This window comes from Enterobacter sp. 301B (genome assembly GCF_003850715.1).
Classification (GTDB): Bacteria; Pseudomonadota; Gammaproteobacteria; order Enterobacterales; family Enterobacteriaceae; genus Enterobacter; species Enterobacter intestinihominis.
This window is the reverse complement of record NZ_PQTC01000004.1, coordinates 20,156-39,168: the sequence shown is the minus strand read 5'-3', so window position 1 is coordinate 39,168 and position 19,013 is coordinate 20,156. Positions and strand designations below refer to the sequence as shown.

General features: G+C 53.1%; 17 protein-coding genes. 13 read left to right on the top strand and 4 right to left on the bottom strand.

What is annotated here, in order from left to right:
• Nucleotides 1-132: 132 nt before the first annotated feature.
• Nucleotides 133-1,290, top strand: a complete 1,158-nt coding sequence (locus C3451_RS05785; protein ID WP_003856217.1) for a CdaR family transcriptional regulator — start codon at nt 133-135, stop codon at nt 1,288-1,290.
• Between the two features lie 89 nt (nt 1,291-1,379).
• Here C3451_RS05785 and C3451_RS05780 read toward each other — a convergent pair whose 3' ends face one another.
• From C3451_RS05780 to map, 4 genes are all read right to left on the bottom strand, one after another.
• Nucleotides 1,380-1,769 carry a DUF3461 family protein gene (locus tag C3451_RS05780; protein WP_022647102.1) on the bottom strand — a complete coding sequence of 130 codons (390 nt, stop codon included), beginning with the start codon at nt 1,767-1,769 and terminating at the stop codon, nt 1,380-1,382.
• Between the two features lie 111 nt (nt 1,770-1,880).
• The gene (gene dapD, locus C3451_RS05775; RefSeq protein WP_003856214.1) at nt 1,881-2,705 is read right to left on the bottom strand and encodes a 2,3,4,5-tetrahydropyridine-2,6-dicarboxylate N-succinyltransferase; all 825 of its coding nucleotides are present in this window, start codon (nt 2,703-2,705) and stop codon (nt 1,881-1,883) included.
• A gap of 32 nt (nt 2,706-2,737) precedes the next feature.
• Complete coding sequence (gene glnD / locus C3451_RS05770; protein ID WP_032676702.1) at nt 2,738-5,413, bottom strand: bifunctional uridylyltransferase/uridylyl-removing protein GlnD; 2,676 nt, start codon at nt 5,411-5,413, stop codon at nt 2,738-2,740.
• A 62-nt stretch (nt 5,414-5,475) separates the two neighbouring features.
• Nucleotides 5,476-6,270: a type I methionyl aminopeptidase gene (gene map / locus C3451_RS05765; protein WP_022647104.1), complete on the bottom strand. Its 795-nt coding sequence runs from the start codon at nt 6,268-6,270 to the stop codon at nt 5,476-5,478.
• A gap of 321 nt (nt 6,271-6,591) precedes the next feature.
• Between map and rpsB the strand changes: the two genes are divergently transcribed.
• From rpsB to fabZ, 12 genes are all read left to right on the top strand, one after another.
• A complete protein-coding gene (gene rpsB / locus C3451_RS05760) occupies nt 6,592-7,317 on the top strand; it encodes a 30S ribosomal protein S2 (protein ID WP_022647105.1) in 726 nt (241 codons plus the stop codon).
• Between the two features lie 117 nt (nt 7,318-7,434).
• Entirely contained in the window at nt 7,435-8,286 is an 852-nt protein-coding gene (gene tsf, locus C3451_RS05755; protein ID WP_015572722.1) for a translation elongation factor Ts, read from the top strand.
• Nucleotides 8,287-8,435: 149 nt separating this feature from the next.
• Nucleotides 8,436-9,161, top strand: coding sequence for a UMP kinase (gene pyrH, locus C3451_RS05750; RefSeq protein WP_008501910.1), 726 nt, complete (start codon nt 8,436-8,438; stop codon nt 9,159-9,161).
• Between the two features lie 167 nt (nt 9,162-9,328).
• Nucleotides 9,329-9,886 carry a ribosome recycling factor gene (frr, locus tag C3451_RS05745; RefSeq protein WP_124304249.1) on the top strand — a complete coding sequence of 186 codons (558 nt, stop codon included), beginning with the start codon at nt 9,329-9,331 and terminating at the stop codon, nt 9,884-9,886.
• Nucleotides 9,887-9,978: 92 nt separating this feature from the next.
• Entirely contained in the window at nt 9,979-11,178 is a 1,200-nt protein-coding gene (ispC, locus tag C3451_RS05740) for a 1-deoxy-D-xylulose-5-phosphate reductoisomerase (protein WP_023299367.1), read from the top strand.
• A gap of 185 nt (nt 11,179-11,363) precedes the next feature.
• Nucleotides 11,364-12,122 carry a (2E,6E)-farnesyl-diphosphate-specific ditrans,polycis-undecaprenyl-diphosphate synthase gene (ispU, locus tag C3451_RS05735; RefSeq protein WP_003856176.1) on the top strand — a complete coding sequence of 253 codons (759 nt, stop codon included), beginning with the start codon at nt 11,364-11,366 and terminating at the stop codon, nt 12,120-12,122.
• A gap of 12 nt (nt 12,123-12,134) precedes the next feature.
• Nucleotides 12,135-12,992 carry a phosphatidate cytidylyltransferase gene (gene cdsA / locus C3451_RS05730; protein ID WP_003856175.1) on the top strand — a complete coding sequence of 286 codons (858 nt, stop codon included), beginning with the start codon at nt 12,135-12,137 and terminating at the stop codon, nt 12,990-12,992.
• Between the two features lie 11 nt (nt 12,993-13,003).
• Complete coding sequence (gene rseP, locus C3451_RS05725) at nt 13,004-14,356, top strand: sigma E protease regulator RseP (protein ID WP_124304248.1); 1,353 nt, start codon at nt 13,004-13,006, stop codon at nt 14,354-14,356.
• A 31-nt stretch (nt 14,357-14,387) separates the two neighbouring features.
• Nucleotides 14,388-16,805 carry an outer membrane protein assembly factor BamA gene (gene bamA / locus C3451_RS05720; RefSeq protein WP_022647109.1) on the top strand — a complete coding sequence of 806 codons (2,418 nt, stop codon included), beginning with the start codon at nt 14,388-14,390 and terminating at the stop codon, nt 16,803-16,805.
• Between the two features lie 123 nt (nt 16,806-16,928).
• Nucleotides 16,929-17,423, top strand: coding sequence for a molecular chaperone Skp (gene skp, locus C3451_RS05715; RefSeq protein ID WP_006810039.1), 495 nt, complete (start codon nt 16,929-16,931; stop codon nt 17,421-17,423).
• Between the two features lie 3 nt (nt 17,424-17,426).
• Entirely contained in the window at nt 17,427-18,452 is a 1,026-nt protein-coding gene (gene lpxD, locus C3451_RS05710; RefSeq protein WP_022647110.1) for a UDP-3-O-(3-hydroxymyristoyl)glucosamine N-acyltransferase, read from the top strand.
• Nucleotides 18,453-18,556: 104 nt separating this feature from the next.
• Entirely contained in the window at nt 18,557-19,012 is a 456-nt protein-coding gene (gene fabZ / locus C3451_RS05705; protein ID WP_003856165.1) for a 3-hydroxyacyl-ACP dehydratase FabZ, read from the top strand.
• The last annotated feature ends 1 nt before the right edge of the window (nt 19,013 follow it).

Sequence of the window (19,013 nt, the reverse complement as noted above, 5' to 3'; positions counted from 1 at the left end):
TGTTCGCAGGGGCTTTCTCTTTTCTGTGACCTTTCCCACAACTCCATACATCTCTCTCTGCCTTTGGGCATCTGCACAATGCAGCCTTAGCTGAACTTCCCTATGCTTGAGCTCTGCTCACGGGAGGGTTATATGGCTGGCTGGCATCTTGATACCAAAATGGCGCAGGATATCGTGGCGCGCACCATGCGAATCATCGATACCAATATCAACGTAATGGACGCCCGAGGGCGCATTATCGGCAGCGGCGATCGTGAGCGTATTGGTGAATTGCACGAAGGGGCGTTGCTGGTGCTCTCTCAGGGGCGCGTGGTCGACATTGATGACGCCGTGGCGAAACATCTGCACGGGGTCCGTCAGGGGATCAACCTGCCGCTGCGTCTGGAAGGAGAGATTGTTGGCGTTATCGGTCTGACCGGCGATCCTGAATCGCTGCGTAAATACGGCGAGTTGGTCTGCATGACGGCGGAGATGATGCTGGAGCAGTCGCGTCTGATGCACCTGCTCGCCCAGGACAGCCGCCTGCGTGAAGAGCTGGTGATGAATTTGATCCAGGCGGAGGAGCACACGCCTGCCCTGAGTGAGTGGGCGCAGCGTCTGGGTATCGACCTGAATCAGCCGCGCGTGGTCGCCGTGATTGAGGTGGATAGCGGCCAGCTTGGCGTGGACAGCGCCATGGTGGAGCTACAGCAGCTGCAAAATATGCTGGCGACGCCGGAGCGTAACAACCTGGTGGCAATCGTCTCTTTAACGGAAATGGTGGTGCTCAAGCCTGCGCTTAATCAGTTTGGTCGCTGGGACGCGGAAGATCATCGTCGCCGCGTTGAGCTGCTCATCGAGCGCATGAAGGAGAACGGACAGCTCCGTTTTCGCGTCGCGCTGGGAAATTACTTTACCGGGCCGGGAAGTATCGCCCGTTCATGGCGAACGGCGCGCACTACCATGATGGTGGGTAAACAGCGCATGCCGGAGAGCCGCAGTTATTTCTATCAGGATCTGATGCTGCCGGTCCTGCTCGACAGCCTGCGCGGTGGCTGGCAGGCCAACGAGCTGGCGCGCCCGCTGGTGCGTCTGAAAGCGATGGACAACAACGGGCTGCTGCGCCGTACGTTGCAGGCGTGGTTCCGGCATAACGTGCAGCCGCTGGCAACGTCAAAAGCGCTGTTTATTCACCGTAATACGCTGGAGTATAGGCTAAACCGGATCTCGGAACTGACGGGGCTGGATTTAGGGAATTTTGACGACCGGCTACTGCTGTATGTGGCGTTGCAGCTGGATGAACAAAGATGATGCTTTTTGCCGGCTGGCGGCTTCGCCTTACCCGGCCTGCATGCGTTCGTAGGCCCGGTAAGCGAAGCGCCACCGGGCAATAAAACGGCTCATTTGTTACGCGTCAATTTCTCAAGATCAGCTTCAATTTCGCTGATCTTATGGGTAACAACACTTTCCAGGTGACGCAGGTCGTCAAGGATCTTACGTTTCAGATCGACTTCGCTGCGATCGCGCTGGCAGATTTGATCGAGTTCGTCGATAACGTAGCGCAGGTTAGGGCTGATTTCCTGTACTTCTTTATATCCCTGACCGATACCGTCAGCGACAACGGTCTTACGCTGGCGTGGGTATTTAAATTTCACGCTTTTGGCGAAGAACTCTCCTTTGTCCTTGTGAAAATAGATTTTCAAAATATCGTTATTGGCTTCCTGGCGGAGACTATAACGATCAATTTCATCAGGATTGGTAATGCCCAGACTTTTCAGATTATCGTACATAGCGGTACCCTTGATCTCAACATAACCTATGAATAATTAACGAAAAAATCTATTTTCGCCACCTTCGGATATAAAAAAAGCGGGGTTGCCCCCGCTTTTTGTTATACCCGATTAATCGATGGTGCGCAGCAGTTCATTGATGCCCACTTTACCGCGCGTTTTCGCATCCACTTTTTTCACGATGACCGCGCAGTACAGGCTGTATTTGCCATCTTTAGACGGCAGATTGCCGGAAACCACAACGGAACCGGCTGGAACGCGGCCGTAGTGAATTTCACCGGTTTCGCGATCGTAAATACGGGTGCTCTGGCCAATGTACACGCCCATGGAGATCACAGAACCTTCTTCGACGATCACGCCTTCAACCACTTCGGAACGTGCGCCGATGAAGCAGTTGTCTTCGATGATGGTTGGGTTAGCCTGAAGTGGCTCCAGAACGCCACCAATGCCGACGCCGCCGGACAGGTGAACATTTTTACCGATCTGCGCGCAGGAGCCGACGGTAGCCCAGGTGTCCACCATGGTGCCTTCGTCAACGTAGGCGCCGATGTTCACGTAGGATGGCATCAGCACGGTGTTGCGTGCGATGAATGCCCCCTGACGAACGGCTGCCGGTGGTACTACGCGGAAGCCCTCTTTCTGGAAGCGCGCTTCGTCGTAATCCGCAAATTTCATTGGCACTTTATCGAAGTAGCGGCTTTCTGCTCCGTCGATAACCTGGTTATCGTTGATACGGAAAGAGAGCAGCACAGCTTTCTTCAGCCATTGATGAGTAACCCACTGACCGTCGATTTTTTCTGCCACGCGCAGCGCGCCGGAATCCAGCAGGGAAATAACCTGGTTTACCGCTTCACGGGTCACGGTATCCACATTTGCCGGAGTGATGTCGGCGCGACGCTCAAAAGCGGACTCAATAACGTTCTGTAACTGCTGCATTGTTTACTCTTTCCATTTCACTAAAAAACACGTCACCCTTTATCGTTTGGATTGAGGGCTGCTGTCAACCGTTGTTGCACTTCAAGTTGCAGGTCATTATTAAGGGCACGCCGGTCGGCCGTCGCGATTATAAATAAATCTTCTACTCGTTCGCCAATGGTTGTAATTCGGGCGCCGTGAAGCGAAATTCCCAGATCGGCAAAAACCTGGCCGACGCGGGCGAGCAGCCCTGGCTGGTCGAGCGCAATCAGCTCAAGGAACGATTTACGGTCGGTATGGGTCGGCAGGAAATTGACCTCGGTATCGACGGTAAAGTGGCGCAGTTTTGCTGGCTGACGTCGCGGCTGCGGAGGTTGCCAGCTGCGCTGCGTAATCGCCTGCTCGAGGCCAAAGCGTATCCCCTCATGCCTGTCCGACGACAGCGGGCTGCCGTCCGGCTCCAGTACAATAAAGGTGTCCATCGCCATGCCGTCGCGGGTGGTAAAAATCTGCGCGTCGTGAACGCTCAGGTTACGCCTGTCCAGTTCGGCGCAGACCGCCGCAAACAAATAAGGCCGGTCCGGGCTCCAGATAAAGATCTCCGTTCCGCCACGCGTGGCCTGCGGGCTGAGCAGAATCATTGGTTTCGTCAGGTCGTGCTTCAGCAGATGCCGGGCGTGCCAGGCAAGCTGGTTTGGGCTGTGGCGCACAAAGTAGTTGGCGCGACAGCGCGCCCAAATCTGATGTAGTGCCTCTTCGTTAATGTTATCCATGCGCAACAGGGCAAGCGCCTGCAACTGGTGGTGGCGCACGCGCTCGCGCATATCCGGGGTGTTCTGCATCCCGCGACGCAGCTGTTTTTCGGTGGCGAAGTACAGTTCGCGCAGCAGGCTCTGCTTCCAGCTGTTCCACAGGGTTTCGTTGGTAGCGCAGATATCGGCTACCGTCAGGCAGACCAGGTAGCGCAGGCGGTTCTCCGTTTGCACTTCCTCGGCGAACTGCTTGATCACTTCCGGATCCTGAATATCACGACGCTGAGCGGTAACCGACATCAGCAGATGATGGCGAACCAGCCAGGCAATAAGCTGCGTCTCACGTGAGTTCAGGCCGTGCAGCTCGGCAAATTTCAGCACGTCCTGGGCACCGAGTACGGAGTGGTCGCCGCCGCGACCTTTGGCGATATCATGGAACAGGGCGGCGATCAGGATCAGTTCGGGGTGAGAGAGGCGCGGCCACAAATCAACGCACAGCGGATGGCGGGATCGCGTCTCTTCTCTGGCAAAACTTTCCAGCTTGAGCATGACGCGGATCGTGTGCTCATCCACCGTATAGGCGTGAAACAGGTCGAACTGCATCTGCCCGACAATATGCGACCACTGTGGCATATAGGCCCACAATACACTGTGTCGGTGCATCGGCAGCAGACCGCGGCTGACGGCGCCCGGATGACGAAGCATGCTCAGGAATAGCGAGCGCGCCTCCGGGATGTAACACAGCGGCTGCTTCAGATGACGCCGCGCATGGCGTAAATGGCGAAGGGTAGTGGAGTAGATCCCGGTGATCGTGCTGTTGCGCACCATGGTATAGAACATTCGCAGGATCGCTTCCGGCTCGCGGATGAACAGCGTTTCGTCGCGAAGATCGATCAGCGTGCCGCGCAGCTGAAATTCGTCATCAATCGGACGCGGTTTTTCGTCTGCCGTCAGCGCGAGGATCGCCTCATCGAACAGCTGTAACAGCATCTGGTTCAGCTCAGAGACGCGGCGAGTGACGCGGAAGAAATCCTTCATCATTTGCTCGACCGGCTCGTTGCCCTCGCCCTGGTAATTCAGGCGCTGCGCCACGCTAAGCTGCCGGTCAAACAGCAGGCGGTTATCGTAGCGGGTGACCTCCAGGTGCAGCGCAAAACGGATGCGCCACAGCAGATGCAGGCACTCGTTGAGTTCGTTACGTTCGGCTTCGGTCAGAAAACCAAAACCGACCATTTCGTCCAGCGAGGTGGCCCCAAAATGGCGACGGGCGACCCATTGCAGCGTGTGGATATCGCGCAGGCCACCGGGGCTGCTTTTAATATCCGGTTCGAGATTATAGCTGGTGCCGTGATAGCGCTGGTGGCGCTGGTTTTGTTCTTCGACTTTCGCGGCGAAGAATTTTTCTGAAGGCCAGAAGCCGTCGCTAAAGATGTGCTTTTGCAGTTCGAGGAACAGCGCCACGTCGCCAATCAGCAGGCGGGTTTCAATTAAATTGGTGGCGACGGTCAGGTCAGATAACCCTTCCAGCAGACACTCTTCCAGCGTGCGCACGCTGTGACCCACTTCCAGCTTCACGTCCCAGAGCAGGGTCAACAGCTCACCGATTTTCTGCGCCCGATCGTCCGGCAGTTTTTTACGGCTTAAGATTAGCAGGTCGATATCAGAGAGCGGATGCAGTTCACCCCGGCCATATCCGCCGACAGCAACCAGCGCGACGTCGCTCACCTGCCCGAAACCGTAGTCGATCCACAGACGTTGCAGGAGCTGGTCGATAAATTCGGTGCGCGCTTCAATGAGCTGTTCGGCTGAGACGCCTGCATCAAATGCGCTACCCAGCCAGCGATGGAAAACCGCCATATGGGATTTGATATGTGCGCAGGTCAGCTCATGCGGTGGCCAGACGCCCGGGTTATCAGGCTGGTCGGGGAGGGTGGGAAGTGCTGTGTTAGCATACTGTTCGGGTAAGAGATTACTCATCGTGCGCCACCCATAAGAAAAAGCTATCGCCATTAAAAAAGCCGGCATTCGCCGGCTTCTTATCACTCAATGTTCGTCAGTATCGCCGGGATGGTGTCATCCTTGCGCAACGTCATAATTTCGCAGCCGTTGTCTGTAACCACAATAGTATGCTCGTACTGGGCAGACAAGCTTCTGTCTTTGGTTTTTACCGTCCAGCCATCTTTCATGGTACGGATGCGGTAATCGCCCGCGTTGACCATTGGCTCAATAGTGAAGGTCATGCCCTTTTGCAGCACTACGCCACCGTCGTCTGCATCATAGTGCAGAACTTGCGGTTCTTCATGGAACACACGACCAATACCGTGACCGCAATATTCACGCACCACGGAGAAACCTTCCGCTTCCACAAACTTCTGGATTGCGGCGCCGATGGTGCGCAGGCGGATGCCTGGCTTCACCATTTTCAGCGCCAGGTAGAGGCTGTCCTGAGTGACTTTACACAGGCGCTCGCCCAGAATCGTTGGCTTGCCAACGATGAACATCTTAGAGGTGTCACCGTGGTAGTCATCTTTAATGACGGTCACGTCGATATTGACGATATCGCCATCTTTCAGCAGCTTCTCGTCATCCGGAATGCCGTGGCAAACCACTTCATTAATAGAGATGCAGACGGATTTTGGAAAACCGTGATAGCCAAGGCAGGCGGAGACCGCGTGCTGCTCGTTGACGATATAGTCGTTACAGATGCGATCCAGTTCGCCGGTGCTGACGCCCGGTTTCACAAACGGTTCGATCATTTCAAGCACGTCAGCGGCCAGACGACCGGCGACGCGCATCTTTTCAATTTCTTCAGGTGTCTTAATAGAGATAGCCATGTAATCTGTCCATCGGTGTCGATTTTTTCGACAATACTAGTGTAAGTGTTGTCAATGGTATCAGTCAGGCGCACCCCGTGCCAAATTGAGAATCATTAACAGCACACTCCGCCAACAATTATTGGTTTCTGGCCGTGTTTTGTGATATAAAGCGCGCCGGACTTCCGATCCATCTCAGATACACAGGCTGGACGGGAGCGACAAATCTCACTTTGTGTAACAACACACACGTATCGGCACATATTCCGGGGTGCCCTTCGGGGTCGGTAATATGGGATACGTGGAGGCATAACCCCAACTTTCAATATAGAGGTTTTAAACATGGCAACTGTTTCCATGCGCGACATGCTCAAGGCTGGTGTTCACTTCGGTCACCAGACCCGTTACTGGAACCCGAAAATGAAGCCTTTCATCTTCGGCGCACGTAACAAAGTTCACATCATCAACCTTGAGAAGACTGTACCAATGTTCAACGAAGCCCTGGCTGAGCTGAGCAAGATCTCTTCCCGTAAAGGTAAGATTCTGTTCGTTGGTACTAAGCGCGCTGCAAGCGAAGCTGTGAAAGATGCTGCTAACAGCTGCGACCAGTTCTTCGTGAACCATCGCTGGTTGGGCGGCATGCTGACCAACTGGAAAACTGTTCGTCAGTCCATCAAGCGCCTGAAAGATCTGGAAACCCAGTCTCAGGACGGTACTTTCGATAAGCTGACTAAAAAAGAAGCGCTGATGCGCACTCGTGAACTGGACAAGCTGGAAAACAGCCTGGGCGGTATCAAAGATATGGGCGGCCTGCCAGACGCGCTGTTCGTAATCGATGCAGACCATGAGCACATCGCAATCAAAGAAGCTAACAACCTGGGTATCCCGGTATTCGCTATCGTTGATACCAACTCCGATCCGGACGGTGTTGACTTCGTTATCCCGGGTAACGACGACGCAATCCGTGCTGTTAGCCTGTACCTGAGCGCTGTAGCTGCTACCGTTCGTGAAGGCCGTTCCCAGGATCTGGCTTCTCAGGCGGAAGAAAGCTTCGTAGAAGCTGAATAATAAGGTTTTACCCCTTATTAGTACCGTGTATGAATAGGGGCCCATTATCGGCCCCTTTTTTCAATTTATACTGTTTGGCTCCCGGCCGGGCAGTTCACATCTCCCGAGGATTTAAGAATGGCTGAAATTACCGCATCCCTGGTAAAAGAGCTGCGTGAGCGTACTGGCGCAGGCATGATGGATTGCAAAAAAGCGCTGACCGAAGCGAACGGCGACATCGAGCTGGCAATCGAAAACATGCGTAAATCCGGTGCGATCAAAGCAGCTAAGAAAGCAGGCAACGTTGCTGCTGACGGCGTGATCATCACCAAAATCGACGGCAACTACGGCATCATTCTGGAAGTTAACTGCCAGACTGACTTCGTTGCTAAAGATGCTGGTTTCCAGGCATTTGCTAACAAAGTTCTGGACGCAGCGGTTGCAGGCAAAATCACTGACGTTGAAGTGCTGAAAGCACAGTTCGAAGAAGAGCGTGTTGCGCTGGTTGCTAAAATCGGTGAGAACATCAACATCCGTCGCGTTTCTTCCCTGGAAGGCGATGTTCTGGGCTCTTACCAGCACGGCGCGCGTATCGGTGTTCTGGTTGCGGCTAAAGGCGCTGACGAAGAGCTGGTTAAACAGCTGGCAATGCACATCGCTGCAAGCAAACCAGAATTCGTTAAGCCAGAAGACGTGTCTGCTGAAGTGGTAGAGAAAGAGTACCAGGTTCAGCTGGACATCGCGATGCAGTCTGGTAAGCCAAAAGAAATCGCAGAGAAAATGGTTGAAGGCCGCATGAAGAAATTCACCGGCGAAGTTTCTCTGACTGGCCAGCCTTTCGTAATGGATCCAAGCAAGTCTGTTGCTCAGCTGCTGAAAGAGCACAACGCTGACGTGACTGGCTTCATCCGCTTCGAAGTGGGCGAAGGCATCGAGAAAGTTGAGACTGACTTCGCAGCAGAAGTTGCTGCCATGTCCAAGCAGTCTTAATGATTGAAAAGGAGCCGCCTGAGGGCGGCTTCTTTTTGTCACCCGTCTCACGAAATCAGACAGGCTCCAGTATCGCTGTGCTGATATGCGACATATCATGTCGCCAGAATTAACCCCATCTTAATCGTTGACAGTCTCAGGAAAGAAACATGGCTACCAATGCAAAACCCGTGTACAAACGCATTCTGCTTAAGCTGAGTGGCGAAGCGCTGCAAGGATCGGAAGGCTTCGGTATTGACGCAAGCATCCTTGATCGCATGGCACAGGAAATCAAAGAACTGGTCGAACTGGGTATTCAGGTTGGCGTGGTCATTGGCGGTGGCAACCTTTTCCGTGGTGCTGGTCTGGCGAAAGCGGGGATGAACCGCGTAGTGGGCGACCACATGGGGATGCTGGCAACCGTGATGAATGGCCTGGCGATGCGTGATGCGCTTCATCGCGCCTATGTGAACGCTCGCCTGATGTCCGCTATTCCTTTGAATGGCGTATGCGATAACTACAGCTGGGCAGAGGCTATCAGCCTGCTGCGCAACAACCGCGTGGTGATCCTCTCCGCCGGTACGGGTAACCCGTTCTTTACCACCGATTCCGCAGCCTGCCTGCGCGGTATCGAAATCGAAGCCGATGTGGTGCTGAAAGCGACCAAAGTAGATGGCGTGTTTACTGCCGACCCGGCAAAAGATCCTTCCGCGACCATGTACGATCAGCTGAGCTACAGCGAAGTGCTGGATAAAGAGCTGAAAGTGATGGATCTTGCCGCCTTCACGCTGGCTCGCGACCATAAACTGCCGATCCGTGTTTTCAACATGAACAAACCTGGCGCGCTGCGTCGCGTCGTGATGGGCGAAAAAGAAGGCACTTTGATCACGGAATAATTTCCGTCGGCGATAAATACAGGTAAGATTCCGCTTTACTTTGTAGTGGTATCTTACCTGGACGCGCCTTTGGCGCTGTCATGAATTAAACGCGACTATACTTAGCACACCTGTAGCGCTGTGCTGGCGGATAGTCTGCCTGAGACAAGTTTTCAAGGATTCGTATCGTGATTAACGACATCAGAAAAGATGCTGAAGTACGCATGGACAAATGCGTAGAAGCGTTCAAAAACCAAATCAGCAAAATCCGTACTGGCCGTGCTTCCCCAAGCCTGCTGAATGGCATCATCGTAGAATACTACGGTACGCCTACGCCACTGCGTCAGCTGGCGAGCGTGACGGTAGAAGATACCCGTACCCTGAAAATCAACGTGTTCGATCGCTCAATGAGCCCGGCCGTTGAAAAAGCGATCATGGCATCTGACCTGGGTCTGAACCCAAGCTCAGCGGGCGCGGATATTCGCGTTCCACTGCCTCCGCTGACGGAAGAGCGTCGTAAAGACCTGATCAAAGTCGTACGTGGTGAAGCAGAGCAGGGTCGCGTTTCCGTGCGTAACGTGCGTCGCGATGCGAACGATAAAGTGAAAGCCCTGCTGAAAGAAAAAGAGATCAGCGAAGATGACGATCGTCGTTCTCAGGACGACATTCAGAAAATGACCGACGCGGCGATCAAGAAAATTGATGCGGCGCTGGCAGAAAAAGAAGCGGAACTGATGCAGTTCTGATTTTCGCTATACACTGATAAACGCCGTTCAGAAGGACATTGAGTCTTGCTGGCGGCGTTTTGCTTTTATCTGGTCTAACTTTTGGGCATCTCATGAAGCATCTCACTCTCCTCGGCTCGACCGGCTCTATCGGTTGCAGCACTCTCGACGTCGTACGTCATAATCCCGACAGCTACACCGTGACCGCACTTGTGGCCGGAAAAAACGTGCAGCGAATGGTCGAACAGTGCATGGAGTTTACCCCTCGTTTTGCGGTGATGGATGATGAAGAGAGCGCCCGCCAGGTGAAAGCGCTGTTGCAGGAGAAGGGCTGTCGTACCGAAGTGCTCAGCGGGCAACAGGCGGCTTGCGATATGGCCTCGCTTGATGAAGTTGATCAGGTAATGGCGGCAATCGTCGGGGCGGCGGGTCTTCTGCCGACGCTTGCCGCTATTGATGCGGGAAAAGATGTTCTGCTTGCAAATAAAGAGTCGCTGGTCACCTGCGGACGCCTTTTTATGGAGGCGGTAAAACAGCGTGGGGCGCGTCTTTTGCCGGTCGATAGCGAGCACAACGCGATTTTTCAGAGTTTACCCCAACCTTTTCAACAAAACCTGGGGTACGCTGACCTGGAGCAGAATGGCGTTGTGTCGATTCTGCTTACCGGGTCTGGTGGCCCGTTCCGTGAAACGCCACTGTCTGAATTGAGCGCAATGACGCCGGATCAGGCGTGTCGTCATCCGAATTGGTCAATGGGGCGTAAGATCTCCGTCGATTCGGCCACCATGATGAACAAAGGTCTGGAATACATTGAAGCTCGCTGGCTGTTCAATGCGTCGGCGAAACAGATGGAAGTGCTGATCCACCCGCAGTCGGTGATTCACTCGATGGTGCGCTATCAGGACGGCAGCGTGCTGGCCCAGTTGGGCGAGCCGGATATGCGTACGCCTATTGCTCATACGATGGCGTGGCCAAACCGCGTAAAATCGGGCGTTAAGCCTCTCGATTTTTGCAAGCTGAGTTCACTGACGTTTAGCGAGCCTGATTACGACCGTTATCCCTGCCTGAAACTGGCGATGACGGCCTTCGATCAGGGGCAGGCGGCGACAACGGCGCTTAATGCAGCCAATGAAGTGACCGTCGAAGCATTCCTGAATCAGCAGATCCGCTTTACTGATATCGCCGCGTTGAATTTATCCGTACTGGAGATGATGGATTTGCGTGAGCCGCAGAGTGTGGAAGAGGTGCTGGCCGTGGATGAACAGGCACGTATTGTTGCGCGTAAACAGGTGACACGTCTCGCAAGCTGGTGATAAAGCAAGCACTAGTCGTCGTGCTATTTGTTAGCGTTGGGCTTCAGTGATATAGTCTGCGCCACCTGATCGCAGGTATTTGGCTTTAAGTGGTCAGGTAAGCCGTGGTATGACACGGCTTTTTTATGTATAGGCTTCAGTATTCCTGTGTACCGTTAAATCCTTTCAGGGACTAAAAACGCGTTATGTTGTCTGCGAATCAACCAATAAGCGAAAACTTGCCAGCACATGGCTGTCGCCATGTTGCAATCATCATGGATGGCAATGGCCGCTGGGCGAAAAGACAAGGGAAGATACGAGCCTTTGGGCATAAAGCCGGGGCGAAATCTGTTCGCCGCGCCGTTTCTTTTGCCGCCAATAACGGCATTGATGCGTTAACGCTCTATGCTTTTAGCAGTGAAAACTGGAATCGACCTGCGCAAGAAGTGACTGCGTTGATGGAACTGTTCGTGTGGGCGCTCGATAGTGAAGTAAAAAGCCTGCACCGCCACAACGTCCGCTTGCGTATTATTGGCGAAACCAGTCGTTTTAACTCACGTTTGCAGGAACGGATTCGCAAAGCTGAAGCGCTGACGGAAAATAATACCGGCCTGACGCTCAATATCGCGGCGAATTACGGCGGACGCTGGGATATTATCCAGGGGGTTCGGCATTTGGCTGAGCAGGTTCAGGAAGGGCTGTTAAGACCCGACCAGATTGATGAAGAGGCGCTGAGTCAGCAAATCTGCATGAATGAACTGGCTCCCGTGGATTTGGTTATAAGGACAGGGGGGGAGCATCGCATAAGTAACTTTTTGCTGTGGCAAATTGCCTACGCTGAACTTTACTTTACGGATGTTCTTTGGCCAGATTTTGATGAACAAGACTTTGAAGGTGCGCTGCATGCCTTTGCCAATCGAGAGCGTCGTTTCGGCGGCACCGAGCCTGGTGGCGATAACGCCTGATGGGGGTAGCTTTTGCTGAAGTATCGCCTGATTTCCGCTTTTGTATTAATACCCGTCGTTATCGCAGCGCTGTTTTTACTGCCTCCGGTGGGATTCGCTATTGTTACGTTGGTGGTGTGTATGCTCGCCGCGTGGGAATGGGGGCAGCTTAGCGGCTTTACCTCGCGCACTCAGCGGGTATGGCTGGCGGTACTCTGTGGTTTTTTACTGGCCCTGATGCTGTATACCTTGCCTGAATATCATCACGATGTTCACCAGCCGCTGGTTGCCGGATCCTTATGGATATCGCTGGCCTGGTGGATTGCTGCGCTTGTTTTAGTGCTTTTCTACCCGGGCTCTGCGGCGATCTGGCGTAACTCTAAAGTGTTGCGCCTTATTTTTGGTCTGCTCACGATTGTTCCGTTCTTCTGGGGTATGGTTGCGCTGCGCGCCTGGCACTATGACGAAAACCACTACAGCGGCGCAATATGGCTGCTTTATGTGATGATTCTCGTCTGGGGGGCTGACTCCGGAGCCTATATGTTTGGTAAACTGTTTGGCAAACATAAACTGGCGCCAAAGGTTTCTCCGGGCAAAACCTGGCAAGGTTTCATCGGCGGCCTGTTTACGGCAGCGATTATCTCCTGGGGCTATGGCGTCTGGGCGAATCTTGAGGTTGCCCCCTCCACGCTGCTGGTATGTTCGATTTTCGCGGCGCTGGCATCGGTACTGGGTGATTTAACCGAGAGCATGTTTAAGCGTGAAGCAGGGATTAAGGACAGTGGTCACCTGATTCCAGGACATGGCGGAATACTGGATCGCATTGACAGCCTTACCGCGGCTGTTCCCGTATTTGCTTGCCTGCTTTTACTGGTGTTTGGGACGATATAACGGAAGGTTTTATGCTGAGCATTCTCTGGAATCTGGCGGCGTTCATTGTTGCATTGGGTGTACTGATTACCGTGCATGAATTTGGCCATTTCTGGGTTGCCCGGCGCTGTGGTGTGCGGGTAGAGCGATTCTCGATTGGCTTTGGCAAATCGCTCTGGAAGCGCACCGATAAGCATGGCACCGAGTTTGTCATTGCTCTGATCCCCCTGGGCGGCTATGTCAAAATGCTCGACGAACGCGTTGAGCCTGTCGCCCCGGAACTTCGACATAGCGCGTTCAACAATAAAACTGTTGGCCAACGTGCTGCCATCATCGCTGCCGGACCGGTAGCCAATTTCATCTTCGCTATCTTCGCCTACTGGCTGGTGTTTATTATCGGCGTGCCTGGCGTACGCCCGGTTGTGGGTGAAATCACCACGGGTTCCATTGCGGCACCGGCGCAAATTACACCGGGAATGGAACTTAAAGCGATTGATGGTATCGAAACCCCTGATTGGGATGCCGTGAGGTTACAACTGGTTGCGAAAATCGGTGATGAGCAGACAACCGTCAGCGTATCGCCTTTTGGTTCCGACCAGCGGCAGGAAAAAGTGCTGGATTTACGCCACTGGCGCTTTGAGCCAGACAAAGAGGATCCAGTCGCTACATTGGGGATTCGCCCGCGCAGCGCGCAGATCGAGCCGGTGTTAGCCGAAGTACAGTCTAATTCGGCAGCGAGTAAAGCAGGTTTACAAGCGGGTGACAGGATCGTTAAAGTCGATGGTCAGCCATTAACACAATGGATGACCTTTGTTACTCTGGTGCGCGATAATCCAGGCAAGCCGCTCGCGCTGGAAGTGGAAAGGCAGGGGAGTTCGCTCTCACTGACCCTCACCCCGGATACTAAATCGGGCGGCGGTAAGGCGGAAGGGTTTGCCGGCGTTGTGCCGAAAGTGATCCCACTGCCAGATGAGTACAAGACAATACGCCAGTATGGGCCGTTTAGCGCCATCGTTGAGGCCACGGATAAAACATGGCAGCTGATGAAGCTTACGGTCAACATGTTGGGGAAATTGATAACCGGTGATGTGAAACTGAACAACCTCAGTGGGCCAATTTCGATTGCTCAGGGGGCTGGGATGTCAGCGGAGTTCGGGGTGATTTACTATCTCATGTTCCTTGCGCTGATTAGCGTGAACCTGGGGATAATCAACCTGTTCCCGCTTCCCGTATTAGATGGGGGCCATCTGCTGTTTTTAGCGATTGAAAAGCTAAAAGGCGGACCGGTATCCGAGCGAGTTCAAGACTTTAGTTATCGCATTGGCTCGATTTTGCTGGTGCTGTTAATGGGGCTTGCACTTTTCAATGATTTCTCTCGGTTGTAAGAGAGTTAGTTAGGAAGAACGCATAATAACGATGGCGATGAAAAAGTTGCTCATAGCGTCGCTGCTGTTTAGCAGCGCGACCGTATACGGTGCTGACGGGTTCGTAGTGAAAGATATTCATTTCGAAGGCCTTCAGCGTGTCGCCGTTGGTGCGGCCCTCCTCAGTATGCCTGTGCGCCCCGGCGATACGGTTAATGATGAAGATATCAGTAACACCATCCGTGCTCTGTTTGCCACTGGCAACTTTGAGGACGTCCGCGTCCTGCGCGATGGTGATACGCTGGTGGTTCAGGTAAAAGAACGTCCAACGATTGCCAGCATCACTTTCTCCGGCAACAAGTCGGTGAAAGATGACATGCTTAAGCAGAACCTTGAGGCATCGGGTGTTCGTGTGGGGGAATCTCTGGACCGCACAACCCTTGCAGACATTGAAAAAGGTCTGGAAGATTTCTATTACAGCGTCGGTAAATACAGCGCGAGCGTTAAAGCGGTTGTTACACCGCTGCCACGTAACCGTGTTGACCTGAAACTGGTCTTCCAGGAAGGTGTTTCTGCGAAGATCCAGCAGATCAACATCGTGGGTAACCACGCGTTCAGCACCGACGAATTGATCTCCAACTTCCAACTGCGTGACGAAGTGCCGTGGTGGAACGTGGTAGGCGATCGTAAATACCAGAAACAGAAACTGGCGGGTGACCTTGAAACCCTGCGCAGCTACTATCTGGATCGCGGTTACGCCCGTTTCAACATCGATTCAACTCAGGTGAGTCTGACTCCGGACAAGAAAGGTATCTACATTACCGTTAACATCACAGAAGGCGATAAATACACGCTTTCAGGTGTTGAAGTCAGCGGCAACCTGGCAGGACATTCTGCTGAAATTGAATCGCTGACCAAAATTCAGCCGGGCGATCTGTATAGCGGATCTAAAGTCACCAAAATGGAAGACAGCATTAAGAAGCTGCTCGGCCGCTATGGTTATGCGTATCCGCGTGTGCAAACGCAGCCGGAAATTAACGACGCGGATAAGACTGTTAAGCTTCACGTTAACGTTGATGCGGGCAACCGTTTCTACGTGCGTAAAATCCGCTTCGAAGGTAACGATACCTCTAAAGACTCCGTTCTGCGCCGTGAAATGCGCCAGATGGAAGGGGCATGGCTGGGAAGCGATCTGGTCGACCAGGGTAAAGAGCGTCTGAACCGTCTGGGCTACTTCGAAACGGTCGATACCGATACTCAGCGTGTACCAGGTCGTCCGGATCAGGTGGATGTTGTTTATAAAGTTAAAGAACGTAATACCGGTAGTTTCAACTTCGGTATTGGTTACGGTACTGAAAGTGGCGTGAGCTTCCAGGTCGGCGTTCAGCAGGATAACTGGCTGGGTACGGGTTACTCTGTCGGTATCAACGGGACGAAAAACGACTACCAGACCTACTCTGAGTTCTCCGTTACCAACCCATACTTCACCGTGGACGGTGTAAGCCTGGGTGGTCGTATCTTCTATAACGACTTTAAAGCGGACGACGCGGACCTCTCCTCGTATACCAACAAGAGTTACGGTCTGGATGGTACGCTCGGCTTCCCGGTTAACGAATACAACACCCTGCGTGCAGGTTTAGGGTACGTGCATAACGACCTGTCTAACATGCAACCGCAGGTGGCGATGTGGCGTTACCTGGACTCCATCGGTCAGTCTGCAAGTACGTCCAGCGATGACAACGGTTTCGCCGCGGATGACTTCACCTTCAACTACGGTTGGACCTACAACCGTCTTGACCGTGGCTACTTCCCGACGGAAGGTTCACGCGTTAACCTGAACGGTAAGGTGACGATCCCGGGCTCGGATAACGAGTTCTACAAGGTCACTCTGGATACGGCGTCCTACTTCCCAATTGATGACGACCACAAGTGGGTCGTACTGGGTCGTACCCGCTGGGGCTATGGTGACGGTATCGGAAGCAAAGAGCTGCCGTTCTATGAGAACTTCTACGCCGGTGGTTCAAGCACCGTTCGTGGCTTCCAGTCCAATAACATTGGTCCGAAAGCGGTTTACTACGGCGGTAATGACGAAGATAACTGCGCAAGCCGCGATTCAAAACAAGTCTGTAGCTCTGATGATGCGGTAGGCGGTAACGCCATGGCCGTGGCGAGCCTCGAGTTCATCACGCCGACGCCGTTTATCAGTGATAAGTACGCGAACTCTGTCCGTACCTCCTTCTTTATGGATGCAGGTACGGTGTGGGATACCAACTGGGAGAATACCGCCCAGATGCGTGCAGCGGGCGTTCCGGACTACAGCGATCCGGGCAACATTCGCATGTCCGCAGGTATCGCATTACAATGGATGTCACCGCTGGGGCCGTTGGTCTTCTCCTACGCCCAGCCGTTCAAGAAATACGATGGAGACAAAGCGGAGCAGTTCCAGTTTAACATTGGTAAAACCTGGTAATAATCCGCTGCAATGGAATGCGTTGGCAGTGTAGCGCTGACAACCGGCGATCGGTAAAACGGTCGCCTTGCCACGCAAAGAACGGCACCCCTCGGGTGCCAATGGGATGGTAAGGAGTTAATTGTGAAAAAGTGGTTATTAGCTGCAGGTCTCGGTTTAGCGATGGCAACTTCTGCTCAGGCAGCGGACAAAATTGCAATCGTCAACATGGGTAATTTGTTCCAGCAGGTTGCACAGAAAACGGGCGTTTCTGCAACGCTGGAAAACGAATTCAAAGGCCGTGCGAGCGAACTGCAACGTATGGAAGGTGATCTTCAGTCCAAGATGCAGCGTTTACAGCGTGATGGTTCTACCATGAAAGCGAGCGAGCGCAGCAAACTGGAAAAAGATGTCATGTCTCAGCGCCAGACCTTCTCTCAGAAAGCGCAGGCTTTCGAGCAGGATCGTCAGCGTCGTTCTAACGAAGAGCGTGGCAAGCTGGTGACGCGTATTCAGTCTGCCGTTAAAGCAGTAGCAGCCGATCAGAGCATCGATCTGGTTGTTGATGCGAACGCCGTTGCATTCAACAGCAGCGATGTTAAAGACATCACCGCTGATGTTCTGAAACAGGTTAAATAAGTAATGCCTTCAATTCGACTGGCTGATTTAGCTCAGCAGTTGGATGCAGAATTACACGGTGATGGCGATATCGTCATCACCGCTGTTGCGTCCATGCAATCTGCTAAAGCAGGCACTATTACCTTCATGGTAAGCCCTAAGTACCGTGAACACCTGGCTCAGTGCCAGGCGTCTGCCGTTGTTCTGACGCAGGACGATCTTCCGTTTGCCACTAACGCTGCACTGGTAGTGAAAAATCCCTACCTGACCTATGCACGCATGGCCCAAATTCTTGATACCACGCCGCAGCCAGCGCAGAACATTGCAGCCAGCGCTGCGATTGATCCAACGGCTCAGCTGGGTAACAACGTGGCAGTCGGCGCAAACGCCGTTATCGAATCCGGCGTTGTGCTGGGTGATAACGTGGTGATTGGGCCAGGCTGCTTTGTTGGAAAAAATACGAAAATTGGCGCAGGGACTCGTCTGTGGGCCAATGTTTCTGTCTACCATGAGGTTGAGATTGGCGAGAATTGCCTCGTACAGTCCAGCACGGTGATTGGTTCTGACGGATTCGGTTACGCCAACGATCGGGGTAACTGGGTTAAGATCCCGCAGCTGGGTCGCGTGATTATCGGCGATCGCGTTGAGATCGGCGCTTGCACAACCATTGACCGTGGTGCACTTGACGACACCATTATTGGTAACGGTGTTATCATAGACAACCAGTGCCAGATTGCACATAACGTTGTGATTGGCGACAATACCGCAGTTGCGGGTGGTGTTATCATGGCAGGCAGCCTGAAAATAGGCCGTTACTGCATGATAGGCGGTGCCAGCGTGATCAATGGCCATATGGAAATATGCGACAAAGTCACGGTGACGGGGATGGGTATGGTGATGCGTCCCATCACTGAGCCCGGCGTTTATTCCTCCGGTATCCCGCTGCAACCGAACAAGGTATGGCGTAAAACAGCTGCACTGGTGATGAATATTGATGATATGAGCAAGCGACTCAAAGCGATTGAGCGCAAAATCGATCAACAAGACTAAGCGTTCATCCGTTTAACGCTAAATTTCCCGGCCTGTCGGCTTTGTTTATAAACCGGCAGGCCGTGTTATTATTGCTACTTAGTACATTTGACAGGAAGAGTATTTTGACTACTGACACTCATACTCTGCATATTGAAGAGATTTTAGAACTTCTGCCGCACCGCTACCCGTTTTTACTGGTAGACCGTGTGCTGGATTTTGAAGAAGGTCGTTTTCTGCGCGCAGTGAAAAATGTCTCCGTTAACGAGCCATTCTTCCAGGGGCACTTCCCTGGTAAACCTATCTTCCCGGGTGTGTTGATCCTGGAAGCGATGGCACAGGCTACCGGTATTCTGGCGTTTAAAAGCGTAGGTAAACTGGAGCCGGGTGAACTCTATTACTTCGCGGGTATCGATGAAGCGCGCTTCAAGCGTCCGGTCGTGCCTGGTGATCAAATGATCATGGAAGTCACTTTTGAAAAAACGCGTCGCGGCCTGACTCGCTTCAAAGGCGTAGCTATGGTTGACGGCAAAGTTGTTTGCGAAGCGACAATGATGTGTGCGCGTAGCCGGGAGGCCTGAT